The organism is Paraburkholderia solitsugae (genome assembly GCF_013177695.1).
Lineage (GTDB): Bacteria > Pseudomonadota > Gammaproteobacteria > Burkholderiales > Burkholderiaceae > Paraburkholderia > Paraburkholderia solitsugae.
The window spans coordinates 59,678-85,092 of sequence record NZ_WOEY01000026.1; the positions used below are offsets into that span (position 1 = coordinate 59,678).

20 protein-coding genes are annotated in these 25,415 nt (G+C 61.9%); 4 read left to right on the forward strand and 16 right to left on the reverse strand.

Translation table 11 applies throughout. The annotated features are described in order from the left end of the window. Window positions 1-202 precede the first annotated feature (202 nt). The 5 genes from GNZ12_RS06575 to GNZ12_RS06595 form a co-directional block, all read right to left on the reverse strand. The gene (locus GNZ12_RS06575; protein ID WP_172309581.1) at window positions 203-1,768 is read right to left on the reverse strand and encodes a methyl-accepting chemotaxis protein; all 1,566 of its coding nucleotides are present in this window, start codon (window positions 1,766-1,768) and stop codon (window positions 203-205) included. 411 nt (window positions 1,769-2,179) lie between these two features. Next, entirely contained in the window at window positions 2,180-2,794 is a 615-nt protein-coding gene (locus GNZ12_RS06580) for a DUF2239 family protein (RefSeq protein WP_172309582.1), read from the reverse strand. A gap of 85 nt (window positions 2,795-2,879) precedes the next feature. Continuing rightward, window positions 2,880-4,391: a sensor domain-containing diguanylate cyclase gene (locus GNZ12_RS06585; protein ID WP_172309583.1), complete on the reverse strand. Its 1,512-nt coding sequence runs from the start codon at window positions 4,389-4,391 to the stop codon at window positions 2,880-2,882. Between the two features lie 288 nt (window positions 4,392-4,679). After that, window positions 4,680-5,381, reverse strand: a complete 702-nt coding sequence (locus tag GNZ12_RS06590; protein ID WP_172309584.1) for an NAD-dependent epimerase/dehydratase family protein — start codon at window positions 5,379-5,381, stop codon at window positions 4,680-4,682. 84 nt (window positions 5,382-5,465) lie between these two features. Next, complete coding sequence (locus tag GNZ12_RS06595; protein ID WP_328805962.1) at window positions 5,466-6,011, reverse strand: SDR family NAD(P)-dependent oxidoreductase; 546 nt, start codon at window positions 6,009-6,011, stop codon at window positions 5,466-5,468. Between the two features lie 461 nt (window positions 6,012-6,472). On the opposite strand from GNZ12_RS06595, the gene GNZ12_RS06600 reads away from it, so the two are divergent. Further along, window positions 6,473-8,161 carry a methyl-accepting chemotaxis protein gene (locus GNZ12_RS06600; RefSeq protein ID WP_216673118.1) on the forward strand — a complete coding sequence of 563 codons (1,689 nt, stop codon included), beginning with the start codon at window positions 6,473-6,475 and terminating at the stop codon, window positions 8,159-8,161. Window positions 8,162-8,233: 72 nt separating this feature from the next. Here the strand turns inward: GNZ12_RS06600 and GNZ12_RS06605 are convergent, their stop codons facing one another. After that, on the reverse strand, window positions 8,234-9,211 hold the full coding sequence (locus tag GNZ12_RS06605) for a helix-turn-helix domain-containing protein (protein WP_172309586.1): 978 nt from the start codon (window positions 9,209-9,211) through the stop codon (window positions 8,234-8,236). Window positions 9,212-9,392: 181 nt separating this feature from the next. Between GNZ12_RS06605 and GNZ12_RS06610 the strand changes: the two genes are divergently transcribed. Next, window positions 9,393-10,709 carry an aspartate aminotransferase family protein gene (locus GNZ12_RS06610; protein WP_172309587.1) on the forward strand — a complete coding sequence of 439 codons (1,317 nt, stop codon included), beginning with the start codon at window positions 9,393-9,395 and terminating at the stop codon, window positions 10,707-10,709. Between the two features lie 3 nt (window positions 10,710-10,712). Beyond that, a complete protein-coding gene (locus GNZ12_RS06615) occupies window positions 10,713-11,765 on the forward strand; it encodes a phosphotransferase enzyme family protein (RefSeq protein ID WP_172309588.1) in 1,053 nt (350 codons plus the stop codon). 71 nt (window positions 11,766-11,836) lie between these two features. Here GNZ12_RS06615 and GNZ12_RS06620 read toward each other — a convergent pair whose 3' ends face one another. From GNZ12_RS06620 to GNZ12_RS06640, 5 genes are all read right to left on the reverse strand, one after another. Then, on the reverse strand, window positions 11,837-12,826 hold the full coding sequence (locus GNZ12_RS06620) for a WD40/YVTN/BNR-like repeat-containing protein (protein ID WP_172309589.1): 990 nt from the start codon (window positions 12,824-12,826) through the stop codon (window positions 11,837-11,839). Between the two features lie 28 nt (window positions 12,827-12,854). Next, window positions 12,855-15,215, reverse strand: a complete 2,361-nt coding sequence (locus tag GNZ12_RS06625) for an efflux RND transporter permease subunit (RefSeq protein WP_172309590.1) — start codon at window positions 15,213-15,215, stop codon at window positions 12,855-12,857. Window positions 15,216-15,286: 71 nt separating this feature from the next. Next, entirely contained in the window at window positions 15,287-17,110 is a 1,824-nt protein-coding gene (locus GNZ12_RS06630; RefSeq protein ID WP_172309591.1) for a DUF1302 domain-containing protein, read from the reverse strand. A 57-nt stretch (window positions 17,111-17,167) separates the two neighbouring features. Further along, the gene (locus GNZ12_RS06635) at window positions 17,168-18,469 is read right to left on the reverse strand and encodes a DUF1329 domain-containing protein (RefSeq protein ID WP_235993625.1); all 1,302 of its coding nucleotides are present in this window, start codon (window positions 18,467-18,469) and stop codon (window positions 17,168-17,170) included. A 123-nt stretch (window positions 18,470-18,592) separates the two neighbouring features. Continuing rightward, window positions 18,593-20,044, reverse strand: coding sequence for an APC family permease (locus GNZ12_RS06640; protein ID WP_172309592.1), 1,452 nt, complete (start codon window positions 20,042-20,044; stop codon window positions 18,593-18,595). Between the two features lie 262 nt (window positions 20,045-20,306). Here GNZ12_RS06640 and GNZ12_RS44165 point away from each other — a divergent pair, with 262 nt between their 5' ends. Then, complete coding sequence (locus GNZ12_RS44165; RefSeq protein ID WP_407947682.1) at window positions 20,307-20,759, forward strand: DUF3237 family protein; 453 nt, start codon at window positions 20,307-20,309, stop codon at window positions 20,757-20,759. Window positions 20,760-21,390: 631 nt separating this feature from the next. Here the strand turns inward: GNZ12_RS44165 and GNZ12_RS06650 are convergent. From GNZ12_RS06650 to GNZ12_RS06670, 5 genes are all read right to left on the reverse strand, one after another. Continuing rightward, window positions 21,391-21,687 (reverse strand): hypothetical protein, encoded by a 297-nt coding sequence (locus tag GNZ12_RS06650; protein WP_172309593.1) that lies wholly within the window; start codon window positions 21,685-21,687, stop codon window positions 21,391-21,393. 754 nt (window positions 21,688-22,441) lie between these two features. After that, window positions 22,442-22,942, reverse strand: a complete 501-nt coding sequence (locus GNZ12_RS06655) for a GIY-YIG nuclease family protein (RefSeq protein WP_172309594.1) — start codon at window positions 22,940-22,942, stop codon at window positions 22,442-22,444. A 103-nt stretch (window positions 22,943-23,045) separates the two neighbouring features. Continuing rightward, a complete protein-coding gene (locus tag GNZ12_RS06660) occupies window positions 23,046-23,369 on the reverse strand; it encodes an ImmA/IrrE family metallo-endopeptidase (protein ID WP_328805961.1) in 324 nt (107 codons plus the stop codon). Between the two features lie 153 nt (window positions 23,370-23,522). Beyond that, window positions 23,523-24,407, reverse strand: a complete 885-nt coding sequence (locus tag GNZ12_RS06665) for a ubiquinol-cytochrome C chaperone family protein (RefSeq protein WP_172309595.1) — start codon at window positions 24,405-24,407, stop codon at window positions 23,523-23,525. Then, window positions 24,404-25,033 carry a helix-turn-helix domain-containing protein gene (locus GNZ12_RS06670; RefSeq protein ID WP_172309596.1) on the reverse strand — a complete coding sequence of 210 codons (630 nt, stop codon included), beginning with the start codon at window positions 25,031-25,033 and terminating at the stop codon, window positions 24,404-24,406. Before GNZ12_RS06670 ends, GNZ12_RS06665 begins: the two co-directional genes overlap by 4 nt. Window positions 25,034-25,415 lie beyond the last annotated feature (382 nt).

The window sequence follows — 25,415 nt, forward strand, 5'->3', positions numbered from 1 at the left end:
GAGTGTACGGAGAGCCACCAGGCCTGGCAAGGGCGACGAAATGGGCTGGAAAGCGGGAAATAAAGCGGGCAGCAAAGCGCGCGCTCAGAACCGCGCTGAAGCGCACAACGAGAGCGCCACGCCCGCGCGTGGCGAGCACGGCGTGGCGTGGCGTGGGCGGTGGATAACATGAAAGCCACGCCCTCAGCGGTCACCGCCTCGATCAGCCATGCCGCGTGTCCAGCGAGAACACCGTGACTGCCGCTTGCAACTGCCTCGCCTGGTCCGCCATCGACGCCGCCGCGGCGGCCGCCTGCTCGACCAGCGCCGCGTTCTGCTGAGTCACGTCGTCCATCTGCGCGACCGCGCGGTTCACTTCCTCGATGCCGGTGCTCTGCTCCTGCGACGCCGACGAAATCTCGCCCATGATGTCGGTCACGCGTTTCACCGCATGGGTGACTTCCGCCATCGTCTGACCGGCCCGCTCGGCCAGTTCGGCGCCGCTGCCCACGCGCGCCGTCGAACTCTCGATCAGCTCCTTGATCTCCTTGGCCGACACCGCGCTGCGCTGCGCCAGTGAACGCACTTCGCCGGCGACCACCGCGAAGCCGCGGCCCTGTTCACCGGCGCGCGCCGCTTCCACCGCGGCGTTCAGCGCGAGAATGTTGGTCTGGAACGCGATCCCTTCGATCACTGCGATGATGTCGGTCATGCGCTTCGAGCCGGCCGCCAACTCGCGCATCGTCTCGACCACATCGCCAACCAGGCTGCTGCCGCGCGCCGCCACTTCGGACGCGCCATGCGCGACACCGCCGGCCTGCTGCGCATTTTCGGCATTCATCTTCACCGTCGAGGTCAACTCCTGCATGCTTGACGCGGTTTCCTGCAATGCGGCGGCCTGCTCTTCGGTGCGTTGCGACAGATCGGTGTTGCCCTGCGCGATCTCGCCCGAGGCCATCAGGATCGATTCGCTCGACTCGCTGATGCCCGACACGATGCCCGCCAGTCGCTCGCGCATGTTGCGCAGTGCGAACAGCATGCTGTCGGCGTCGCCCGCACGGGTCTCGACGCGCACGCTCAGGTCACCATCGGCAATACGGTTGGCGATATGCATCGCGTAATCCGGTTCGCCGCCGAGTTGACGCGCGAGGCGCCGCGCAATCACCGTCGCGAGCAGCGTGCCCACCGCGATCGCGCCCAACACCAGCGCGAGCATCACGATGCGCATGTGCTGATAGTCCGCGCTCGCCTCCTGCTGGGCTTCGGTGGCTTGCTGACGGCGATATTCGATCAGCGCCGTGATGCGATCGCGCAGCGCCTCGCTCGACGCAATCGCGCGGCGCACGAGTTCGTTGTTGTCGACGCCGGCCGGAATCGGTTCGAGACCGATCTGCTGATGCACGATGCCCTCCCACACCGCCGACTTGCCCAGCACGGCGTCGAACATCTCCTGGCCCTTGCTGGTCGCGATGGTCGCGCGATACTGGTCGTAGGCGCCGTGCATCTCCTTGAGCGACGCAACGATGCTGTCCTTCAACTTTTGACGGCCGGCGTCGTCGGCTGCGTAGCCGAGATTTGCGGCGGCAAGATCGGAATCGATCTTGTGGCGGTTCGCCTCTTCCATCCAGTAGAGGCCGTTCATGTGCTGGTCGCAGATGGCGTCGGTGATGTCATGCATCGACGACAGCGTCTTCAGCGAAGTCCCGCCGATCACGACGCAAAATCCGATCACAACGGCAAATGCCAACAGCAGCTTCCTGAATACGGTCATGCGGTCGAACCACTTCATCTCACCATCCTTCAAAAGTCCTGAGGGAACGCTCGCGCCGCCGCACGACCGCGAAACATTTCGCGATTTGTCAGATACGTACCGACGCTCCAGCCTCTTTTACGGCGGCTATGACAGGGACTTGAAGCAATAAATGATGGTGATAACCGGGACAGGATAATGTAAGCAATGCCCGGCGCATGGGGCCGGATTGCTTCATCAGCGGGCTTTGCGCGTCGGCGCAGCGATTGGGATTTGTCTGATATATGGGGACGGGCCGAACTCTTAGACTTTGTTTGCTGCGTTCGCCCCCATGAGCGCACGCGATGTTGTTGTAACTCTCCGACTTACCGCTCACGCTCCCCGGCGTGAGCGGCTTTTTTTTGTCCATACGTTTCGTTGGCCCGCGCACTCGCCCATGCGCGGTCGACTCTACGAACGTGTGACGAGCGCACCTTCGGCAAGACGCAGCGTGTGGTCGCGCACGTCCTCTGGCCATGCCGCGACGATCTCGTCGAACCGCGCCCGATCGTCGGCGTAAAGCGCGCGCGTTGCCTCTTCATAATCAGGCAGATTGCCGGCGAGCGCGGTCATGAAGCGATACACGGCTTCTTGCGCGGCGCGTTTGCGGTCTTTGTCCTCGCCCGCAAGCCGCGCCGCTTCGACCAGTTTGCGCAGCGCAACCGAAGCGCCTCCCGATTGCCCGTTGAGCCAATCCCAATGACGCGGCAATAGCGTGACCTCTCTTGCCACCACACCGAGTTTGGGCCGGCCCCGGCCACGCGGGCTGTCATCTTGCCCGGCGTCAGCAGTTGATACGGGTTGCTCATCGGGCGTCTCGCTTGCCAGCCGCGTCAGAATCTCTTCAGGCGTGCCGCGCAAATCAAACTCGACCGGACGACTCGTGACGTCGTCGAAAATCAGTACAGGTGCCTGTTCGCCGCGCGCCAGCACCTCCCGGACAGCGAGCGCCACCTCGGACAAGGGGCCCGAGGCGATACGGCGGTGACCCTCGAAGGCGGTGCAGGTAGCAGGATGGGGGGCCATGACAAACTCCAGAAAGATGAATTTGTCGAATTATACCCGGGTATAAATTAAACGCAATATATTACCCGGGTGAAATTATTCTGCCTCATCGCGCCGGCGACTCCGCGACGCTCCGCCGATCCGCCCGCGCCGCCACCGGATAACACAGCACGCGGTTGCGGCCCGCGTCCTTGGCCTCGTAGAGCGCCTCATCCGCCGCATTGACGAGTGCGCGGCTTGTCGCGAATACCTGACTCCGGGTGCACGCAATGCCGATGCTGACGGTCAGCACATGGTGTGAGCTCGCGACATGGCGAAGCTCGAGCGCCTGAACCGCGGCGCGAATTTTCTCGGCAATGGTCGCCGCCCCGGCTTCGTCGGTATCGGGAAGCAGCACCGCGAACTCTTCGCCGCCGTAGCGCGCCGCGGTATCGCCCGGGCGCCGCACGCTCTGTCCGATGCAGCGCGCCACAGCGGTGAGCGCATCGTCGCCGGCCGAATGGCCGTATAGGTCGTTGAAGCCCTTGAACGAGTCGACGTCGATCAGCAACATCGACAACGGCCACCCGTTGCGTTGCGCGCGGCGCCACTCCTCTTCCGCGTGCTCCTCGAAGGTGCGGCGATTGTTCAGGCCAGTCAGCCCGTCGGTGCGTGCCAGCACGCGCAACTCTTCTTCGGCCGCGCGGCGCTGCCGCAGTTGCTGCGAGAACAGGATGGCGAGCGCAATGATCGCCACGTCGAGCGCCGCGATCAAGGTGCCGATGATCCATGCGCGACGCCGCCATTCCACGTAGATATCGTGCGTCGAGAGCGCGACATCGAGAATCAGCGGATACATATCGATATGGCGGAACGCGTACCAGCGCTCGACACCGTCGATCGCCGCCGTGCCGAAGAAGTCCCCGCTCGGCTGCTGGGTAAAGCGCGAATAGTTCGCGGTGCCGGTCAGATTGATACCAATGACCTTCGGATCGTAGGGACGCCGCATCAGCATCGTCCCGTCACTCAGCATCAGCGCCATCGAACCACCCGCGCCGAGATTCATGCCGGCAAACAGGTGCCGGAAATAAGTGAGTCGCATCGTGCCGACCACCACGCCGCCGAAGCTGCCGTCCGGTCGCGATATGCGCCGGCTCAACGCAATGCTCACGTCCTTGCCGGTCACCTTGGGCATGAACGGACGGCTGACATACAGGCCGACATTGGGCGAGTCGCGCTGAACCTTGAAGTAATCACGGTCGGCGAGGTTGATTCGGCGCGGAGGCGATGCTTGTGAATCGAACACGATGTTGCCGGCTGGGTCGAGGACCAAAATCGAACCCAGGTCTTTCGCGTTGGAGGAGCCGTCGAACAGCACCATCTGGCGGATTGCCGCCGGCAGGTCCAGCACGCCGGGTTGTTTCAGGCCGTCGATGACCGCCCGAAGCGACAGATCGTAGATCTCGAGATTGCGCGACACGTCGCGTTCGACCAGCAGCGAGACGTTGAAGACGGAATCCTGCGCGCGCCGCAGGGCGTCATCGCGCATCTGCGCCAATACCCATACCGCGATCGCGAGGATCACGCTGGCCAGCACGATGCTGATCGCAATCACGATGTTCGGTCGGCGCGTCACCATGAGGTTCTGATTCGAGCGTGCGCGGACCTACGCGCGTGAAGAAGTGGGGCGCACCCGGAAGGCGCAGCCCGTGAACCGGTAGCGTACCAGACGCTGAGGCGCGTTAAATGCTGAAAAAGACAGGTTTTTGGCGGCTCAGGCGAAAACTTCGACGATGGCACGCCTCAAGCGCGCAGGCGCTGGTGCTGGCATCCTGTTCTCAGAGCGGTACGAGGCGCAGAGGGTGCGCCCGCACGCGTGCCCGGCAAAAACCGAGACTGAGCGCCGGCGTCACGCCCGCCCAGACGCTCAGCCGACGTGCAGGTCAAGCGCCGGGCCGGATGCGGTGCGGCTGAGCGCACGGATATCGGCGACCTCGAGCACCGCTTTGGGGGCGCCATGGCGCGCGACCGCCAGCATCGCATTGCCGATGTCTTCGGTACTCAGAATGTGGTTCGGGAATAGCGCGCGCAGGGTCGACAGGAAAGGCTTGGCCACCGTGTAGAACAGCCGGTACGCACGGGTCTTCGAACGAGCGCCGTTCAGCGGCTCGATCACGCCGGGACGAAACAGGTAGACCGCCTTGAACGGCAACCGTTGCAGCGCGTTCTCGGTCTTGCCCTTGACCCGCGCCCACATGCTGCGGCCACGTTCTGTGCTGTCGGTACTCGCGCCGGACACGTAGACGAAGGTCATCTGGGGATTGAGACTGGCGAGTGTCTGCGCAGCCGACAGCGTCAGGTCATAGGTGAGGCGCGCATAGTCGGCCTCCTGCATGCCTGCGGATGAGACGCCCAAGCAGAAAAAGCACGCGTCGAAGCCCTTCAGCGAAGGCTCCGCCGCGCGGTAGTCCATCAGATCCGGCAGGATCAGCTCGACGAGCCGTGGATCGAGCTGGCCAGTGCGCGTGCGGCCGACCGTCTGGACCGCCTCGACATCGGGCGCGCGCAGGCATTCGCGCAATACGCCTTGCCCGACCATGCCGGTCGCGCCGAATATCAGAACCTTCATGATGCATGCTCCATAGTCGCGCCCGGCCAGCGCGCGTTGGTGAGTCTTGCCGATTGCCTGTTGCCCGTTTGCCTGGATGCGTTCTTAGGCTTTCACCGATGCGCCCGGAAAAGCCGGCAGCGGCGTTGGCGCGGAGAAATCGGTGGCAACACTGACCGCCTGCCACGCCTCGGCGCTCGCAGCGCGCGCCTTGTCGCCTTCGCCGGCGTAATGCAGCGCGTCACTGCCCAGCAAGAGATGCGCCGGCAATGAATCGTGATACGCGAGCTTCAGCACCACTTGCGCAACCTTCGCGGGGTCGCCGGTTTCATGGCCGACGTACTGGGATAGCATATCCGCGATGGCGCCGACCGACGGCACATAATCGGGCAGCAACGCCGGTGTCGCGCCGCTCGCCTCTGTGCCCCAGTCTGTTTTCATGCCGCCCGGCTCAAGCGCGGTGACGTGGACACCGAACGGCGCGAGCTCCCGGCTGATCACCTCGGTGAACCCGCCGACCGCCCACTTTGCAGCCTGATACGCGCTCAATCCCGCGATCCCGACACGGCCACCGACCGACGAAATCTGGATCACGTGGCCAGCTCGCTGTTTCCGCAGTACCGGGAGCGCCGCGCGTGTCACGTTGACCACGCCTATGGATGCCCACTTATTCAAGCCATTTTTTGTTCGAGGCGCGTCAGCAGGTCACGAGCGCCGGCACACGCCGGAAAATGAAACACAAATGTAAGAAAAAGTTTTCATTACATGCCTAAAACTATTCAAAAAACAGAAAATGATGCGTTCTCCGCGCATCGCGTGCAAGCTTAGTAGAGAAATACTCGTTATTCCTTAAGTCCGTGAGAATCCGATCCGATAACCGGTAAATGGGATACCCGTTTATTGCCTGACGTTCGATGCGCTTCAGCGACGCGTCTTATGGAAGGCACGAAGGGTAAACCGCGCGGGGCTGCCGATGACCGGCAGCCAGATAGACGCTCCCATGCCCGGACCTGAGAGTCCATTGCGAACGCTTTAACGTTTCGTTATTGGAGAAAAAAATCGTGACACTTAAGCACCTCACCATCAAGACCAAACTGATTATCGGTTTCGGCATGCTGTCTCTCATTGTCGTCGTGGTTTCCGGCCTGTCCTTGAAGGCGCTGAGCGATTCGACCGATGGGTTTTCCAACTATGTACACGGCATCAATGCACGCGCCGACATGGCGGTGCAGGTTCGAACCGCAGTCGACCGCCGGGCGATCGCAGCGCGCAATCTCGTCCTCGTGACCAAACCTCAGGACCTCGAAGTAGAGAAAGCCGACGTGACGCGCGCGCACGAAGACGTGCAAGCCGACCTGAAAAAGCTCAACGACATGATCGCGAACGCGACCGATACGTCGGAGAAAGCACGCAGCCTCGTCGCAGAAATCAATCGGGTCGAGGCGGTCTATGGTCCGGTTGCCCTCGACATCGTCAATTCGGCGCTCACCAACAAGCGCGACGAGGCGATCGTCAAGATGGACGATCAATGCCGGCCGCTACTCGCCGCGCTGATTCGTGCGACCAATGCGTATGCCGACTACACACGCTCACGCCAGGAACAACTGGTCAACGAGTACACGGCGCACTATGAAAACCAGCGCAATCTGCTGATCGCGATCTGCCTTATCGCGTTGGCGCTCGCCGTCACCGCGTGCGTGGTGATCACGCGCGCGGTGACGGGACCACTGCGTTTTGCGATCGACGTCGCGCGCACCGTGTCGGAAGGCGATCTGCGCACGCGCATCACGGTCGACGGCAGCGACGAAACCAGCAAACTGCTGGGCGCCCTGCGCGAGATGAACGAACGGCTGACGGCGATCGTCGGACGGGTGCGCGACAGCAGCACCAGCATTGCCGGCGCGGCACGTCAGATCGCAGCGGGCAATATGGACCTCAGCCAGCGCACTGAGCAGCAGGCTGCTTCGTTGCAGGAAACCGCTTCCAGCATGGAAGAACTCACCTCCACGGTTAAGCAGAACGCCGACAACGCGCAGCAAGGCAGCACGCTGGCTGCGAACGCTTCGTCGGTGGCGCAAAAGGGTAGCGAGGTCGTCGGTCAGGTCGTGAGCACGATGCATGACATCAGCGACAGTTCGACCAAGATCGCGGACATCACGGGCATCATCGAAGGCATTGCGTTCCAGACGAACATCCTCGCCTTGAACGCGGCCGTTGAAGCCGCGCGGGCGGGCGAACAAGGGCGGGGTTTCGCGGTGGTCGCAAGCGAAGTCAGAAGCCTGGCTCAACGTTCATCGAGCGCGGCAAAGGAGATCAAGGACCTGATCGCCAACTCCGTGCAAAAGATCCGCGATGGCTCGGCGCTTGCCGGCGAGGCGGGTAAGACGATGGCCGACGTGACTCAGGCGGTCGCGCGAGTGACCGACATCATGTCGGAGATCGCGGCGGCATCGATTGAACAAAGCCGTGGGATCGAGCAGGTCAATGTTGCGATTACCCAGATGGACAACGTCACGCAACAGAATGCGGCTTTGGTGGAAGAGGCCGCAGCGGCTTCGCGGTCGATGGAAGATCAGGGGCAACAGTTGAATGAAGCCGTGGCGTTTTTTCAGGTGAAGGATGCCGCGCCTACGGTAGCGGCTGCGCCTGCCCGGCGGGAGGCGCCGCGGCGCGAGGTGGCGGCGACTGCTGCTGCGCCTAAGCGCGTTGTGCGGGCTGCGGCCGTTGCACCGGTTGCTGTGCTTACGACCGGGCTCGCTACTGCGACAGCAGATGCGAATGACGGGTGGGATAAGTTCTGACTTTGAGCACAACGCGAGCGCGCCTCGCAAGGGGCCGCGCAGACCCGACCTCGCCGGTCGGACCTGCCGCCCCTATCCTTGCCTCGACGCCTGCAAAGTCTGCGATGGGAGTTCCCCGTACATGTGCCGGTATTCGGCACTGAAACGACTCCAGTGCCAGAACCCCCATCGCGCCGCGACATCCTTGACCTGCAAGGATGCGTCCGGGTATAGCAGGTCGCGCCGCGCGCCATTCAGGCGGAGCAGACGCAGATAGGTAACCGGACTGACTCCAAGTTCCTGTTCGAAGCAGTATTGCAGTGCCCGGCGCGACACGCCGAGCGCACGACATAGGTCGACGATTCGCAGCGACGCGTCGATACTAGCAAGCGCGAATTCTCTCGCCTGCCGCACGAGCCGGGTGCGATTATGAGGACCACAGACCATCATCTGCGAGGCATGCTCATCGGCGACGAACGGCATCAGCACGTCGAGCAACGCATGGGTCGTGGCAACCCGTGCATCCGCCGAATTCAACATGTCCGGCTGCGCGACACAGGTATTCATGACGTCGACCAGATCGCGCGCCGCGTGTTCGACCTGGTCCACCGTGCCGGCCAGATGCAGGCCAAGTCTCAGCCGCCGGGCGATACCCGAGGCCTCCGCTTCACCCCAGCATGACTCGACCAGCGTTTGCGAAATGCTGACCGCCAGCAGGTTCATCGGCGGCACCCGCGCATTGAATTCGTGCTCGCCCCGGAACGCAACGATCGCCGTGTGCCACGCGACCCCGTTCACGCGCCCAGCTTCGCGCATCTCGCACGGCACGATGAACGTGTAGGCGTTCTCCCAGGCGGCGCCCGTCTGATGCATCGTCGCATTGCTCGCCTCGGTATAGATCTGCACCCCGCCGAAGCGAACCTCCTGGGAATCGCAGCGGAACTGCCCGCTCGACAATTGCGTGTACGCCAGATCCCATCCGTCAAACGCGGCCGAACTCGAAAACGGCTCGGCATGACGCATCGAGCGCACGAAAGATTGGCTGTCAGGCACGTCACACAATCGGCTCATTGTCGATCTCGATTCCCTGAAACATTCTTCTGCGGGCGGCGCATCTGGAAGGTGCTCTCCCGCTGTCGGGATTTGCCAATTTCGGATAACACCTGACGGCCGGAATACCTATGCTGGCCGTTCGCGCCAGGCCGTCGCCGCATGCGGCCCGCCGGCGCTTTCAACGCACTTCGAGGCAAGCATGCAAGAAGCGATCAAGACCGATCTGTCGGCAACTCCAGAAGCCGCGCTGCTCGCGCGCCGCCACCGTCTGCTAGGTAAAGCCGCCCCACTGTTCTACGACACGCCGCTGCACATTGTACGAGCCGAAGGCGTCTGGATATATGACGCGCACGGCCGCGCCTACCTCGATGCCTACAACAATGTGCCGGTGGTCGGCCATTGTCATCCGCGCGTGGTCAATGCGATCGCGAGCCAGGCCGCACGCCTGAACGTGCACAGCCGCTACCTGCACGAAACCGTACTCGACTATGTGGAGCGCCTGACCGCTACGTTCGATGGCTCGCTCGACATGGCGGTCCTGACCTGCACCGGCAGCGAGGCCAACGACGTGGCGCTGCAACTCGCACGCCAGCACAGCGGCGGACGCGGCATCCTCTGCACGAACCTGACCTATCACGGCAACACTACCGCGGTCAGCGCGCTGTCGACGCTGTTTTCCGGTGGCCGCTCACGCAGTCCGGAGGTGCGCGCCGTGACCTTCCCCGACTGCTATCGGCCGCTCAACGGCCTATCCGGCGAAACATTGATCGATGCGCACCTCGATGAAATCCGCGAGGCGATCGCCTCGCTCAAGGATGAGGGCGCTGGCTTCGCCGGCATGCTTGCGTGCCCGATCTTCGCAAACGAGGGCTTGCCGACCGTGCCGGTGGGCTACTGGCCGCGCGTCGCGCAACTCGTGCGCGAAGCCGGCGGCTTACTGATCTTCGACGAAGTGCAGGCCGGCTTCGGCCGCACTGGAAACATGTGGGGACAACAGCTCGCGGGCGTCGTGCCGGACATCGTGACGCTCGGCAAGCCGATGGGCAACGGTCATCCGGTCGCGGGCGTAGTCGCGCGCGGCGCGCTGATCGAAGCCTTTCGCGACGAGGTGATGTACTTCAACACCTTCGGCGCCAATCCGGTGTCCTGCGCGGCCGCGCTCGCGGTACTCGATGTCATCGCGGAGGAAGGCCTGCCGGGCAACGCGCGCGCGACCGGCCAGCATCTGGCCGACGGCATGCGCGCGCTGCAGGCGCGCCACCCACTGATTGGCGACGTGCGCGGCCAGGGCCTGTTCTTCGCGATCGAACTCGTGACCGACCGCGAGGCGAAAACGCCTGCCGGCCAGATCGCAAAGCGCGTGGTGAACGACATGAAGGAACGCGGAGTGCTGATCAGCCGTGTCGGCCAGTTCGACAACATCCTGAAGATCCGCCCACCACTACCGTTCTCGACGTCCCACGCCGACCAGTTGCTGAGCACATTCGACGCCTGTCTCACGGCACTCGGGGAATAAACCATGACCGATCTGATCGACTCGCCGTGCCATGACTCCCTCGACAGTCTGCGCAGCGCCGCAATGCGCGCGCTCGCGCACTGGGGCATGGCCTGCCGCGAAATCAAACTCATCAAACATCGCGAAAACGCGGTGTTCAAGGTGATCAACGAGGCCGGGCGCGCCTACGCGCTGCGTGTCCACCGTGACGGCTACCATAGCGACGCCGCGCTGCGCTCCGAACTACAGTGGATGGCCGCGCTACAGCAAGCCGGTGTCGACGTGCCGGTGGTCGTGCCCGCAAGCAACGGCGACTGGTTCATGCGCGTGGCGCCCGAAGACGGCGAGAACGCGCTGCAGATCGATCTGTTCGAATGGCTCAACGGTATGCAGCTCGGTACATCGGAAGGCGGTCTCGGGCAAAACGTCTGCGATATCGAGCGTATATATCGCACCATCGGCAATATCGCCGCGCGCCTGCACAATCAGGCCCAGCAATGGACACCGCCTGCCGGGTTCACACGGGCGGCTTGGGATGCCGCCGGCCTGGTGGGGCCGGCTCCGCTCTGGGGCCGCTTCTGGGCGCTCGAGACACTCTCGCTATCTCAGCGCGCGCTAATCGTCGAGGCGCGCGACATCGTGCGCGTCCAACTGGCCGCAATGGAAGAGGCACCGGACCATTCGGACTACTACGGCCTGATCCACGCGGATTTCGTGCCGGAAAACCTGCTGGTGGATCAGAGCGTCGTACGCCTGCTCGATTTCGACGACGCGGGCTACGGCTGGCATCTGTTCGAGCTGGCCACCGCACTCTATTTCATCCGCGACGATCCGAACTATCCGATCGCCCGCGCGGCGCTGATCGCCGGCTACCGCGAACACCGCAGCCTGCCCGACGCGATCCTCGCAAAACTGCCGGTGTTCCTGATGGCGCGCGGCTTCACCTATCTCGGCTGGATGCACACGCGCCAGGGCACCGAGACCGCTCGCGAACTGACACCGCTGGTCACCAGGCTCGCTTGCACGCTGGCCGAGGAATTTGTTGCCGCGCATCGGGCAGGCCATGGCCTGCCTTGATCTGCCATAACCTGACATACGGGACGAACTGCACACGCAAGCCCGCGAAGCGGGCCCTCCCTGTGCGCGGCCTATTCCGTCTTCAGCAAACCATCCTTCGAGAACAGCAGCGGTGCGCTCGTGCCGTCCGGCACTAGCACGGCCGTCAGCGCTGCACGGTCGGCACGCTGGTGGGCGGCGAACTTGCTGCCGTCGTCCGCGCCCTTCAACATGAAGCCGTCGAGTCCGACGCCGAGCACCTGGTTGCCGCTCGCGGCCAGCCCCGTAATCGACCCGGACGAGCCGGAATCAACCGCGCCCCAGGTGTCGCCGCCATCCGCGCTGCGATACAGGTGGCCCAGCAGACCGCCGACGAAAATCGAACCGTCGGCTGCGGCCGTACCTGCCCACAGGCTGCCCTTGTTGCCGGTCGACCGGTATTCCCAGGTCGTGCCGCCATCGCGCGAGCGCAGCACAAAGCCTTGCTCGGCGGCGATATAGAGCGTGCCGTCGCGGCCTGCGAAGATCTTGAACAGGTTGCGGTCCGCTTTCTTGCCGCCAGGCGGAATCGGTAACGTCTGCGGTTTCCAGGTATGGCCACCGTCATCGGTCGCGAGCAACAGGGACCAGAGACCGACGGCCCAACCATGCTGCGCGTCCTTGAAATACACCGAGAACAACGGCTGGTCGACCGTCAGCACCGACCGTTGCAAGCTCCACGTTTCGCCGCAATCGGTGCTCGCGAGGATCACGCCCTCCTGCCCCACCGCCCAGCCGTGCTGCGCATCGGCGAAGTACACCGCGGACAAGGTCGAGGAGGCTGCCACCTGCCTCGCCTGCCGCCAGCTGCGACCCTCGTCGTCGGACAGGATCACGACCCCGTGATCGCCGACGGCGACGAGACGCGAAGGACCGGCGTGCGTCGCGTCGAGCAGCATCGTCTGGGTCGGGTTGGCCCAGGCATGGGCAGCTTGCACGGCCAGTACCGGCTGCGGCGCGCCGGCCTCGCCGGTCGATTGGGCGAAGCCGTGGGTTGCGCACAGCGTGGAGAGCGCCGCGCTCATCAGGATCTTCTTCAACATCGCTTGTCTTCCAGAATCGGTTGTCGTCTCAATGGCTCAGCAGGCCGGGTGCGCGCACCGGCTTGCTGCGTGGGAACCAGCGTTCCAGCAATACGGCGAGCGCGGGCAATGCGGTCATCGCCATCACCACATTGACGAGGAACATGAAGGCCAGCAGCTTGCCCATGTCGGCCTGGAACTTGAGTGCCGAGAAGCTCCAGGTCGCCACGCCGATCGCGAGCGTGATGGCCGTGAAGATCGTCGCCACGCCGACTTCGAGCATGGCATGCTCAACCGATTGCGTGATCGTCTGGCCGCGCGCGAGATGCAACTGCAAGCGGTTGTAGATATAGAACGCATAGTCCACACCGATCCCAACCGCCAGCACCATCACCGGCAACGTCGCCACGGTCAGACCGATTTCCAGTTTCTTCATGAACCCGTAGCCGATGAAGGTCGCGACCGTGAGCGGCAGGCAGCAGGCCACCATCGCGCGCAGGTCGCGGTAGGCGATGAAAACCAGCACGAGAATCGCCGCATAGACGTACAGCATCATCGGCAACTCGCTCTTCGCGACCTCTTCGTTGGTCGCGGCGATCACGCCCGCGTTGCCGGCGGCCAGGCGAATCGTCAGACCCGGGCTCAGGTGCGACGCGCGATACGCCTTGACGTCGGCAAGGATGCGGTTGAGCGTGGACGCCTTGTGATCGGTCAGGAACAGGTGGACAGCCGTCATGCTGCAGTCCTTGCTCATGTACCCCTTGACCCGGCCAATCTCGGCGGACAGGCCACCGTAGTTGCCCGAATCGATCGGGACCACGTTCATCTTCGGATTGCCTTCGTTATAGCCCTCGTTATACGTGCGCAACATGTCCGGATACGACTGCACAGACACCACGCCCGGCTCGTTTTTCATGGTCGAGGCAAAATCGTCCTCTGCCACGCCGATGGCCGGATTGCCGCAGTCGGTGCCGGCCGATTCGAACACCACCGTCAGCCAGTCGAGGCCCACGTCATAGTTGCCGGCGATCGCCACTGCGTCCCGGTTGAAGCGCGCGTCGCTGCGCAACTCGGGGGCGCCCGGCTGCAGCGTGCCGATCACGCGGTCGCGGCTCTGCCAGACAGCAAGCGCGAAGACGGCCGCCGTGAGGCAGACCACCACATACGCATTACGCGGCTCGGCCACACGCGCCAACTTGCGCAGCCAGACCGAGCGGCGTTCGCGCTTCGCCAGGGCGCGATCCGCGTACTCCTTCGTGAAATGGAAGCACGAGGCAGCGAGCGGCAGCATCACGAGGTTCGTGATGATCTTGTAGCCGACGCCGAGAGAAGCCGTGATCGCCAGTTCCCGCACCATGGGAATCGGGATCAGCAGCAGCGTGATGAACGAGACCAGGGCCGTGATCAGCGCGAGCGTGCCCGGGATCAGCAGGCCGCCGAAGCTGCGGCGCGCGGCGTCGACCGTGGTATGGCCGTGCGACAGCTCCCGCACGATGAAATTGACCTGCTGCACGCCGTGCGAAACGCCGATCGCAAAGACCAGGAATGGCACCAGCACGGCCAGCGGATCAAGGCCGAAGCCGAGCAGCCGCAAGGTGCCGAACTGCCAGACCAGCGAGGTCAGCGAACAGACCACCGGCAAGATCGTGAAGCGCAGCGAATGGCTATACCAGTACACCGCGAGCGCCGTCAGCAGGAGCGCGATGCCGCAGAAGCCGAGCACCGCTTTTGCGCCGTCCGCGATATCGCCGATCTGCTTGGCGAAGCCGATGATCTGGATCTCGTATCCGGCATCTTCGAAAGGCTTGCGAACCTGGCTTTCGAGCAGGTGATTGAAGCTCACGTAATCCAGCAGCTTGCCGTTCGCGTCGCGCTCGTTCAGCTCGGCCGTAATCATCGCGCTATCCTGGCCGTGCGAGACCAGGGTGCCGACATAGCCGCCCTCAGTCGCCGACTGGCGGATCCTGGCTACGACCTGCGGCGTCAACTGGTCCGGCGTGATCGTGCCGTCGATCACCGGATCGGCCCGGAAGCCGTCCTCCGTGATCTCGTTGACGAATGCATTAGGTGTCCAGAGCGACTGCACGCCCTGGCGATCGACGTTCGGCAGAAACGTAACGGCTTGGGTGACCTTGTAGAGACGAGTCAGTCCTTCCGGCGTCCAGATATTACCGTTGCGCGCACGCACGACCACCGTGATGCGGTTCGCACCGAACAGGTCGTTACGGTATTTCTGGAAGGTCTGGATATATTCATGGCCGATCGGCATCTGCTTTTCGAAGCCGGCTTCCATGCGCAATTGCACGGCGAACGCGGCCATGAAGACGGTAAAGACAGCGATCGCTGCCAGCACCAGCAAACGATGGCCGAAAAGAAACGTTTCCAGCCGGGAGAGGATGCGATTCAACACGACTCTGTCCTTTTTGAATCGACGATGCGCGAAATGCGCGTCGTCTTGCTGCCTTTACTGCGACACCATGCCTAGAAATTGCGCGTCACGAACAGGCCGACGAAATTGCGGTCGCCATACGGCTGGCCAACCGTGTCGTGCCCGCCCCAGAACATCGTGTAGTTCAGGCCGGCCTGCCAGTTCGTCGGGTTCTGATTGAACAGAACGTAGAAATTGATCGACTTGGCGCCCTGCATGTAGTTGGCCATCAGGTTCGGCGTGTAGCCGTAGAGCGCATCGGTGAAGGTCAGGCCCGGTGTGAGTTGCCAGCCTGGAATGACCGTGCCGTCGTAGGTCCAGTTGAAGTCGATGGTGGCGCCCACTGAACTGGACGTACCCTGCGAGGCGGCGATCGGATAACCGAGCCCCGAGCCGTAGTTGAGCCAGGTGTAGTACCCGGCCGCATAGCCCTGCGTGGCCGGTACGCCGTTGACCGTGCTCTGGACACCCGAGGAGCTCACGCCCGGATAGTCGATCCAGGTCAGCTCGGCCGTCAGCACCGCCATGTCGGCATGGATCAGCTTCAGGAACGGGTAGTCGCTCTGCGTGAGCATCAACTGGCCGTTGATGTCGTACTGGAACTTCTTCTTGTCGGCCCACGCGTTACACGCGCCGGCGACGCCGTTGGTCATGGTATCGAGCGGACCGCCCGCGCCATAGCAACCGGTGAGCGAGACGGCATCGTGCGGACGATACGACAGTTCCGTGCCGATGGCCCAGTCGCCCAGCGGAAAGTTCGCGCTCACGCCGAACAACTGACGGTGCTCCAGGTAACTCCACTGTGTCGCGCCGTTGGCGAGATACGAGAACACCGGACTCTTGTCGGTGTAGTTTTCGTAATAGACGGCGAAGTTCGCGTCGATCGAGCGCGGCTTGTAGTTCAGCTTGACGCCGAATTCCGGGTTGTACTTCGCCGGTGACGTCGTCCCGCCCGGAATGCCGAGCGAGGAATAGGGACCGTTGTTGAGAAAGGCGCCGCTGTTGAGTCCCTGCATGACGGCCCCGGGCGACTGTCCGGTCAGGTTGCCCAGTGTGGTGGCGTCCACGCCGCCGACGTTCAGGTTGCCGTACTGGCCGATCGTGGTCGGCTCGGTGCCTCGCCCGAAGTTGTTGGTCACGGACCAATAGCTGCCGACCGGTGGGAACTGGTCGCGGTTCCACTGGAACTGATAGTAGCCCTCAGTACTTAAGCCGGAACCGAGACCGCTGGCAAAGCTCAGCATCGGAGCGGGCAGCAGCGCCTGCTTGAGCTGGGTGCCGGGCACCAGCAGCTTCTGGATATCGAGCGCGTTGGTGGCGTTGATGCCGCCCGAGGCGAAGTAGCTCTCGCCCCAGTTGATCACCTGGTTACCGAGCCGGACATGCGCCGACTGGCCGTTGATCGAGAAATCCTTTTCGGCCCAGAGGTCGAGCAGTTCGATCGGGTACTGAATCTGCTGGTTCGCGCTGCCGGACAGGTCCGAGCGCGCCGTATTGTCGACCAGGAAGTCGTAGAGGCCGGTACCGCGGATCATGAACTTGTAGCCTTCGGCAGGCATGGTCAGCAGCAGTTCAGAGGTTGCGCTGACGTAACCCGTAAACGGCTGTCCCTTGCGGTAGTTCAGGTCCCCGTTGTCCGCCATGCCCCACTGCGCGACATTCGCGGCGGCGCCGCAGCCGTACGCGTCCGGATCGCCCGTCAGCGAACAGCTCGGATCCTTGGTGCGAATGCCGATGCCGCCCGTGAGGTTAGTCACCCACGAACCCGACAGATCGCCCACCCCCGTCGTGAAATCATAGGCGCTGGCATTCGACGATGCCGCGCCCAACACCGCGAACGTCAGCGCCGCGGAAAGACTTGCCCCTGTTCTGTTCATGTATGGTCTCAGTTATGTGTGGTCGGTGGGCGCATGCCAGCCTCGCCGGGCTGCGGTTCAGCGCTCGCTGATCGAACGCAGGTTCTCTGACGTATAGAAGTCGGCGCTGAAGGCCGGATCGCTGGAGGCGTCGTAGTAGCGAACGTCCGCGCCGGTACCGACCACGTTCTGGTCGGTCACGTAGCGGCCCGACGTGAGGTTGTATTGCGCGAACGGCTCGACGTCGCAAGTACCGCCCAGTTCCCAGACCGGAATCGGGTAGCTCTCCTTTGTTTTCCAGAGCTTGCCCTGAGCGTCGTAGTCTTCGCCCGCGAGTGCCAGGTAGGTGTCCTCGTCGAGATACAGGACCTTCTTCTGCGAGATGTGGCGCATGCTGGCCTTCAGCGTTGCCTCGACCACGTACACGCGATGCAGTTCATAACGACGCGCATTGGCATTGACCTGGTCCGGACTGAACACGTCGCCGAAGTTCTTCTTGAAGTCGTACATCGAAAAATCGTTGTACGGCACGTACATCTCTTTCTTGCCGACCAGTTTCCAGTCGAAGCGGTCGATGCTGCCGTTGAACAACCAGGGTTCGTCCACGGTGTACTGGTTTTCGAAGCCGATCTGCGGCGCGTCGTAGTCGTACGACGGCATGCGACGCACGCGGCGCTGACCCGGGAAGTAGTAGTACGCCGGCGCCTCATTGCTGGCGACGTTGGTGATCTGCACGAGACCCTGGCCGGCCAGCGCGGCAGGCGAGTCATAGGCGAAGAAGATCGAATACAACGACGTATCCTTGCCGACCTCATTGGCACCCTTCTTACCCCACGGGAAATACAAGGTTTGCTTGCTGGTCGTCGAGATCCACTCGCTCGCACCAGGACGCGGCGACACCACCGTATTGACCTTCGACCATTGCGCGCCCACGCCGCGATAACGCGTCAGGTAATTCCAGATGGCCTCCTGACCGTTCTTCGCTTCCGGGAACGGCAGACCGGGCAGCGTCGCGCTGGCCAGGTAATCGCCGGAAGCGTCGAGCTTCGCGGAACCCGCCGCGTTCTTCTTCGTGTTGTCCTGGACCCAATCCGGGAAACTACAGTTCCGATGCGTCGGATAGACATCCATACGGTAGTTCTTGATCTGCTTGAACAACGCAAGCTGACCGGGAGAAAGCTTCGCGGCGTACTGGTCCACGTTGGCGGCGGTAATCGAGAACAAAGGCTTCTCGTTGCGATACTTCCAGTAGTCGCCACGCACCTTGCCCGGCGCCCAGCCAGCATCCGGAGTATCCCGCACGGGTGAAGCCGGAATCGATTGCGCATACACCACGACGCTGATGGCGCTCAAGGCCAAGGCAGCAGCGATCTTCTTCATATGCATCACGACAGACTCCTCAAAAAATGTTCCATATAATTTCGATATCCTAAATTTATGAGAATGATCAATGAACCGGATGGATTCCTTGATCAACCTATATCTGGGAATGCGAGCTGGGAATTACTGACCGAAGCGATGGTAGATATCAGGACGCTTTTTGCGCAGCACAAGCGCGATCAGAATGCCGGCCACGGCTACGGCCGCCACGATCCAGGGGAAAGACCGGACCACCGGGTTATCGGTACCGCTCAGCGCATCGAGGTTGGCAACCAGTTGGGCTGCGATGGCGAACAGGCCGAGGGCGCCAAGGACCGGCGCAATCATCGAATGCCACACGCGCGTGTCTTGCCTGGTGGTCCGGAAGAATGCGAGCACGGCCACGCTCGTCACGGCGAGTAGCATGACGATGCCGATCGTTCCGAGCGCCGAGGTCCAGCTGAACACGGTGTTGAACGGATCGGCGCCGCCCCAGACATACAGCAGCAACGGGATCAGCACCGACACTGTCTGCATGTAGCTGGCTACAAAGGGCGAGCCATATTTCGGATGCAGGCGTTCGAGCACCGGGGGCAGGATGCCTTCCATCGCAAGCGAATGGATGTAGCGGACGATCGTGTTGTGGAACGACAGGATGCTGGCGAAGATACTCGACAGCAACAGGAAGCTCATCACGGTGGTCATCGTCGTACCGAGATACCGGGTCGACTGGATGAACCAGAAATCGCCGGGCTGTTTGGTTGCGACGCCAACCGCGTCCGCGATGCCGTAGGCACACACGATGGCCCAGGTCACGAAGGCGAAGAACACGAGGATCAGGGTCACGGACACGTAAGTCGCGCGCGGCACCGTCACCTTCGGATCGCGGCATTCCTTGCCGTAGATCGCGGTCGCTTCGAAGCCGATAAACGAGGCGAACGCGAACATCACGGCAATGCCGGGATGGCCGCTGAACACATTCGACGGATGAAACGATGCAAACGTCAGGCCGTCCGGCCCCCCGCCATGAATCACGATTGCGACACTCAGCACTAGCAGGATGCCGAGTTCGAGGCACATCAGCACGCCAAGCAGGCGGGCATTGAGATCGATGCCACGCAAACCCGTCACCTGGACGATTGCGAGACAGACCAGCGAATAGACGTACCAGGGCGCGCCACTATGCAGCACCGGTCCGAGCACCACCGTGCAGAAGAAACCGAACAGCCCGTACAGCGCGATCTGGATGCACGTGTAGGACAGCAGCGCGACCAGGGCACCCGCCATACCGAGCGGCCGGCCGAGGCCGGCCGTGATGTAGGCGTAGAACGCACCGGCGCGCACCACGTGGCGGCTCATCGATGCAAATCCGATGCTGAAGATCAACAGCACGACGCCCGCGATCACGAATGCGCCCGGCACGCCGATACCGTTGCCGAGGCTCATGGCCGGCGGCACCGCACCGAGCATGCCGGTCAGCGGAGCCGCTGCGGAAATCACCAGAAAGACGATTTGCCAAAGCCCCAGCACATTGGTCTTCAGCTCGTCGGCCGCGCCACCGGCCGCGGGACTTACAGGCGCATAGGGTTCGTTCATGTCGTCTCAACCTTTCCCGATTCACGGTCCGGCGCGTCAGGCAACGTACCGGATTGTTTTATCCACATCTATTTAGAGATGCGGCGTGAATGGATAGTAGGTAGCCGAAAAATGAGACGACCTGACAAACTGCGCCAATTAGAAGATATATTGCGCCAGTCGGGGTTTCTCAGGATGGACCCTTGCAATTACATTTCGCTTTCCGAAATACTGTAGTGCTTGTGTAATCAACCGCGCGTGCGATTGGCGCACCGATGCGTATATCGAACCCGTCAGGTTGCCGGCGGGTCTCGGGTACGAGGCGGCCGGCATCGTCGATGCGCTGGGCACGGAGGTCACCGGTTTCGCCGTAGGCGACAAGGTTAACCTGATTACCGGTGCGAAACCCTGGTTCGCGCCGCCGACAACCCAGGAAATCATGTCAACGCCTGTTTTCGACGAACTTCCCGCGCCGCTCAGGAGCGTGCAAACACGGCCGCTGTTCGTCATGCGCCTCGACGTCAGGCCGATTGTGGTCGTCGGTGCGACGCCCGGACCGGTTCGGCGGGTCGGCATTGTGCCGTCTGGTACGTTCGCCGGCGAGCGCCTGTCAGGCAAGATACTGGATGGCAGCAGCGACAGTCAGCCACCGGTGGCATACGAGCCGAGGCGCTGGATTACACGGCAGGCAGAAACAGAAAAGGGTTACAGGCAAATCTCACCTGTAACCCTTTGAACTCTTTGGGAGGAGGCCTACCGTATTGTCTGATTTTTTCAAGGGAAAAAAACCCAATCCTTCCGGGGGCCTTTTCGCATGCCCCCTCACCTGCCCCTCGCTCCCGGGCACTGGGAATCCGGGTTCGAACTCGGACCACACCAATTCGAAGACGTCCATGCTGACCACCGTGCAGTACACGAGGCAGCGGCAACCCGACGCATGCCTCACCTGCAAGCCAGATTAGTCCATCCCGCGCCCATGCGCCAGCCGCAATGATGTTCGCGTCGCCTGCATCAGGCACCGGCGACGGCATCCCGACCAGGTGTCGCAAAGCGTCACCTGCTCCGGTGCGTGTCCGCATGCAGCCAGTGGTTCGTGTCCCGCAAATCTGATGATGGCATGAAGCACCGCCGAACAGGACCGGGCTGGGGTAGCGCCGTCTCGCCGAAACCCGCCCCGCAGGGCCGACCATGGGTAACACAGCCCTGGCTTTCGAGCGGCGCGTCCGGCCCGCCATCGTCAGCCGGACGGCCACGCGCACCTCCCGCAGCGCCTCACGATGGCCCTCACCGGCAGCCCCGGGAAAAGCTTGCCAGCTATCCGGGCGCCTGCCTGCACACCCTGGCAAGGGCAACTGTCACCACCGGAATTACGCTTCGGCAAATGCCTTGCTGAAGGCCGGCAATGTGTCGGTGGCGAGCGCCGTCGCAGCGATTGCCCTGACAAGCTCGCGCGAGCCTTCGTTTTCAGCGGCAGCAGCCAGCTGGTCATATTCGCCGACCACAGCGGCGCTCGCCTGAAGGGCTCCGACCAGACCATCAGGGTCATAGGCGACCTGCAGCACGGACAGATACCGCTGGAATGCAAGTTGTTCCACTGCGGCGCGGGAGTCAGCACTGATAGTTGATTTCTTGCTCATGTTTTCATGGTCCACTTGCTGCGACATTGCCGTTTCCGTGTTTACGGCCCGGTCCATGCGCTCTTTAACCCTCGCCTTCCGGTCGACGGGCGTAGACCGGCACGCGCACCCTTGTGTCGCAGCATTCACGCCGTCGCGATTGGGTTGCACAGTCGCAGCTTCCGAAGCTTCAGGATGCCCCCGCAATCGGCCGCAAGTACATCGGGTTATATAGACGAAGTTCGCGGCGCCCCTTGAAGTCATATGGTCTGGCCGTGGACCCACCGGTTCGGCTTCAGCGTGCCCCGCGCCGCTGCAAGGCTCGCCTGGTCCCCCAACTGCGTTGAAGGCACTATCCCGGTTCAATGGCCGAAGCGGTGGAGATGTTCTCGTGACGGAACGTGCACGCGTCCTTGGACCTTCAGCCAGGTTGCCCACCTCGTATTAACGGTGGAGCGCGCGGCATCGCGGTGACGGGAGCGGTCCTGGCACAAGGAGACGGACGGCCAGCCAGCCCAAGTAGCTGGTCCTCGTCGGCAGCGCATTCCGCGCGGCCCACTCGAATCAAAAAGTGTCATCGGTCCGCAGCAGCTCGACATCCCGCCAAGAGTACACAAGGCCGAAAGGTTCTGACCGCAAATCTTGCCTAAAGCGTCAAGTCGCGAATTGGTGCAATCTGGCAAAGTCGGTGGCGATGGGGTTAAGGCTGCCGCCAATGTACCGGTGTTTGGGGAGCGCCGCCGCTGGATGGATGCTGCGCGAGTTCACCTGTTAGCAGGAACGCAATTCGGTGAAGTAACAATTAGAAGACATTGCAGCCAACGACAGGCAATAGTGCTTTAAACTGAGCCAGGATGTGGTCGCATTCGGCTACGCGTTCTGCAGGATACGTCTGGATGGGTCGAGTCTGAGAATTCAGCACCTTTGCTCGGGCTGCAGCGGTCACTTCGTTAATGAACAACCGCTCAAGAAAGACACGTTCAGTGTCCATGAAATCGTTGTGCGTGATGCAAACGAATGCGGTGTGCCAATCGTCTTTGGGTTTGATAGTGTCGTGCGACTCTAGCCTGTGGCTTATGTCTTCACCTTGTCCGATATAGGCGTGCGGGTGGCCGGCCACATCGTGTCCGACCAAAATATATACCCCGGCACGCGCCGACATGCGCTTCATCTGGTAGTTGAACTCGTGCATTGATGCCGGACGCCGGGGAAGCTCGACTACCCGCGCAATTTCTGTCGTGTACTCCGCCCAGCGAATTCCGAATCCTAGAGTTGCGTGGTTAGTTATAACAGTGCGGAACATTTGAGCTTGTTTTCCTCTTCTTACCGGCCAAAGAACATCTCAGTGTCAGTCCTTGACTGACACTGAGAGCGGCGTCATTTCATTTAGAAAGTTTCCGGCGCTATTACCGCTGACGGAACTGCCGGTTAAGACCTGTCATCGACACGCGGTATGTGTACATCCTCTTGCTCACACCATACGCCGCTGTGACTTCGTCGTCCGACATGCCCTGACGGCGGATATCGACGAGAGCCTCGCGCGGCAGGAGAAGCGTGCCAGCCAACCAGTCGGCTTCCTCTTCCTGCTCTTTGTCGTACGCCTTAAGTAGCATGAGCCCTTCCGAAGAGATGCTCATCTCTTCGGGTTCGTGATTGCGGATACGATGGGCCAGTTCTTGCATCAGTGCGCTTGCCTGCCTCGCGGGGGAGTGCGACGAGTTCAAAATCACAAGAACCTTGTCTCCGACTACAAGGGTTAGTTGTTAAGAACATTCCACCTTTTCGCGACTTTGACGTACGCACTTGCGACGAGGACAGTCACTGCACCCGCCACAAAAGCGATGGCATGTGACTTGAGGTATTCCATCGGGCCTGGAAACATTTCACGCTCCTTGAAATGCGTGCCCGCACTCGGCACAAAAGCGAGACGCCCGCTCATTCCTTGCGCCGCAGGATGGGCAAGCCTTGGTGTGAGCCTCTACGATGGCCTTTTGGCGCATGTAGGCGATTTGAATGACGCATGGCACAGTGACCCGATAGGCCGGACTCGCCATGTCTGCTAGCGTCCAGACGCCTGTAACGACCCAGCCAATGGGGCCGAGCAGCACGCCGATGGTGCGCGCGACCGTCGCGTTCACAACAAGGGGAAGCCCCCGACCAAGCAGCGCCTTCGATACGGCATTGGCCACGATTAGTGCGAGCTTGTAGGTGGCGAACCCACCCACGCGGCCTGCCGCAATGACCGCAGCACCCGCCGCAGGCCCAAGCATCGAAAGGTCGGAAACGTTCAGCTCTTGCAACACCGCAGCTCGTTCTTCCGGGGACATCTTCTCGAACGAGTCCCGGAGAATTTTGCGAAGAATTCCGTCCTCGACCACGAGGATGTCATCGCTCTTGTCGAACGGGACCTTCAGGTGTGAGGCCACGTCCTTGACGACCTCGTCATAGGCAATAGTCGCATCCACGTCCGGAAGAACCTTGTCCAGTAGCGAGCCAAATGGAATGCTGCTGCGGACATCGCGGTACACATTCGTCAGCGTGTTGCCACCGAACGCGCGTATTTCCTGGGACACAAGTTTCCGGTCGAGCTCTGTGTAGGCCTTGCGAGCCTTGCACTTGGCCAGTCTCGCGCAAACGTCGTTATTCAAAGAAATGCGGCCTTTGCCGCTATCAGTGATGTAGTCGACAAGAATATCTAGGTCGGCGATGTCCGACTGCGCGAGCAACTGTGAGAGGTTGCCGGGGTTCTTGATGAAGTCTTCGCTCATTGGGTTAGCCTGGCGTTGGTAGTTCCAAGAATGCTACAGACGGTCAGTAGTGCGGGTAGGTGAGAAGTGGTGACGCCGTCGATTCGGAATGGAATCGATGCAGCGGTCGTCGATATAGACATTTTTGTAGCGTGCCGGAAATCCCTTACCTCCTGAGAAACCTTGGCGTCCCGTTCGTCTTCCACGGTATTGAGCAGTCTTCCAATGCGCAAGGCGGCTTCCGCGACGCGCTGAGAGGTAGTCGAATCCATGCCCTGAAGTTCCGCTGCCAACGCGGTGAACGTAGAATCCCTCATAGCCTGCTGAAACGTCAACATCCCGCTTCCCAGGCTGGCCCAGTCCTGAGGACGCATCAGCAAGATTGCAGGCGGAACTCCGACTGAATCTGCGAGGCGGCAGATAATGTCCAAGTCAGGATTGGCTGGCGTCTCATCGGAGCGCCCCCCAAGGTACTTGGCCAAGGTTGACCTGCCCATTCCGGCTCGCTCGGCCAACTGCGTTTGCGACAGTGCGTCCAAGGCTCCGTCTTCGTCTTCGGACGCAACCCGCATGCTGCGTCGCAAAGCTTCCACGAAGCACCGCGAGACGTCGCGGAAGGTGGTGCTTTCTTCTATTTCGTCGCTCACGGCGTCCTCCGTCATGTTGGGAAGGAGTCTAGAGGAAGGAGGCCCTTTGCTCCAACAAACTTGTCTGCGGCGGTGAACACCAATTGGTTGCATAACGTCATCCGGAGTGGTAGACGGTAGGCGCGAATGCAGTGAGCCTCGAGGCGCTGCAGGTTGGGAACGCATATGTCTACGCACGTAGACAAGCTCTCGGAACCAGCGTGGTGTGCGTAAGTTTGTCGTGGCATAGTAGGCCGACTATCTGTGGATGAGCCTGTCCGATGCCAGACTTACGCAACGTTGGCGAGCATCCTTACCGATAGGGCAACGCGAGGGATGAGTCGCCCATTCACTACGTCTCGCGGTTCAGCATTGCCGTATTTCTGGCAGGCGGAAGTCTGGT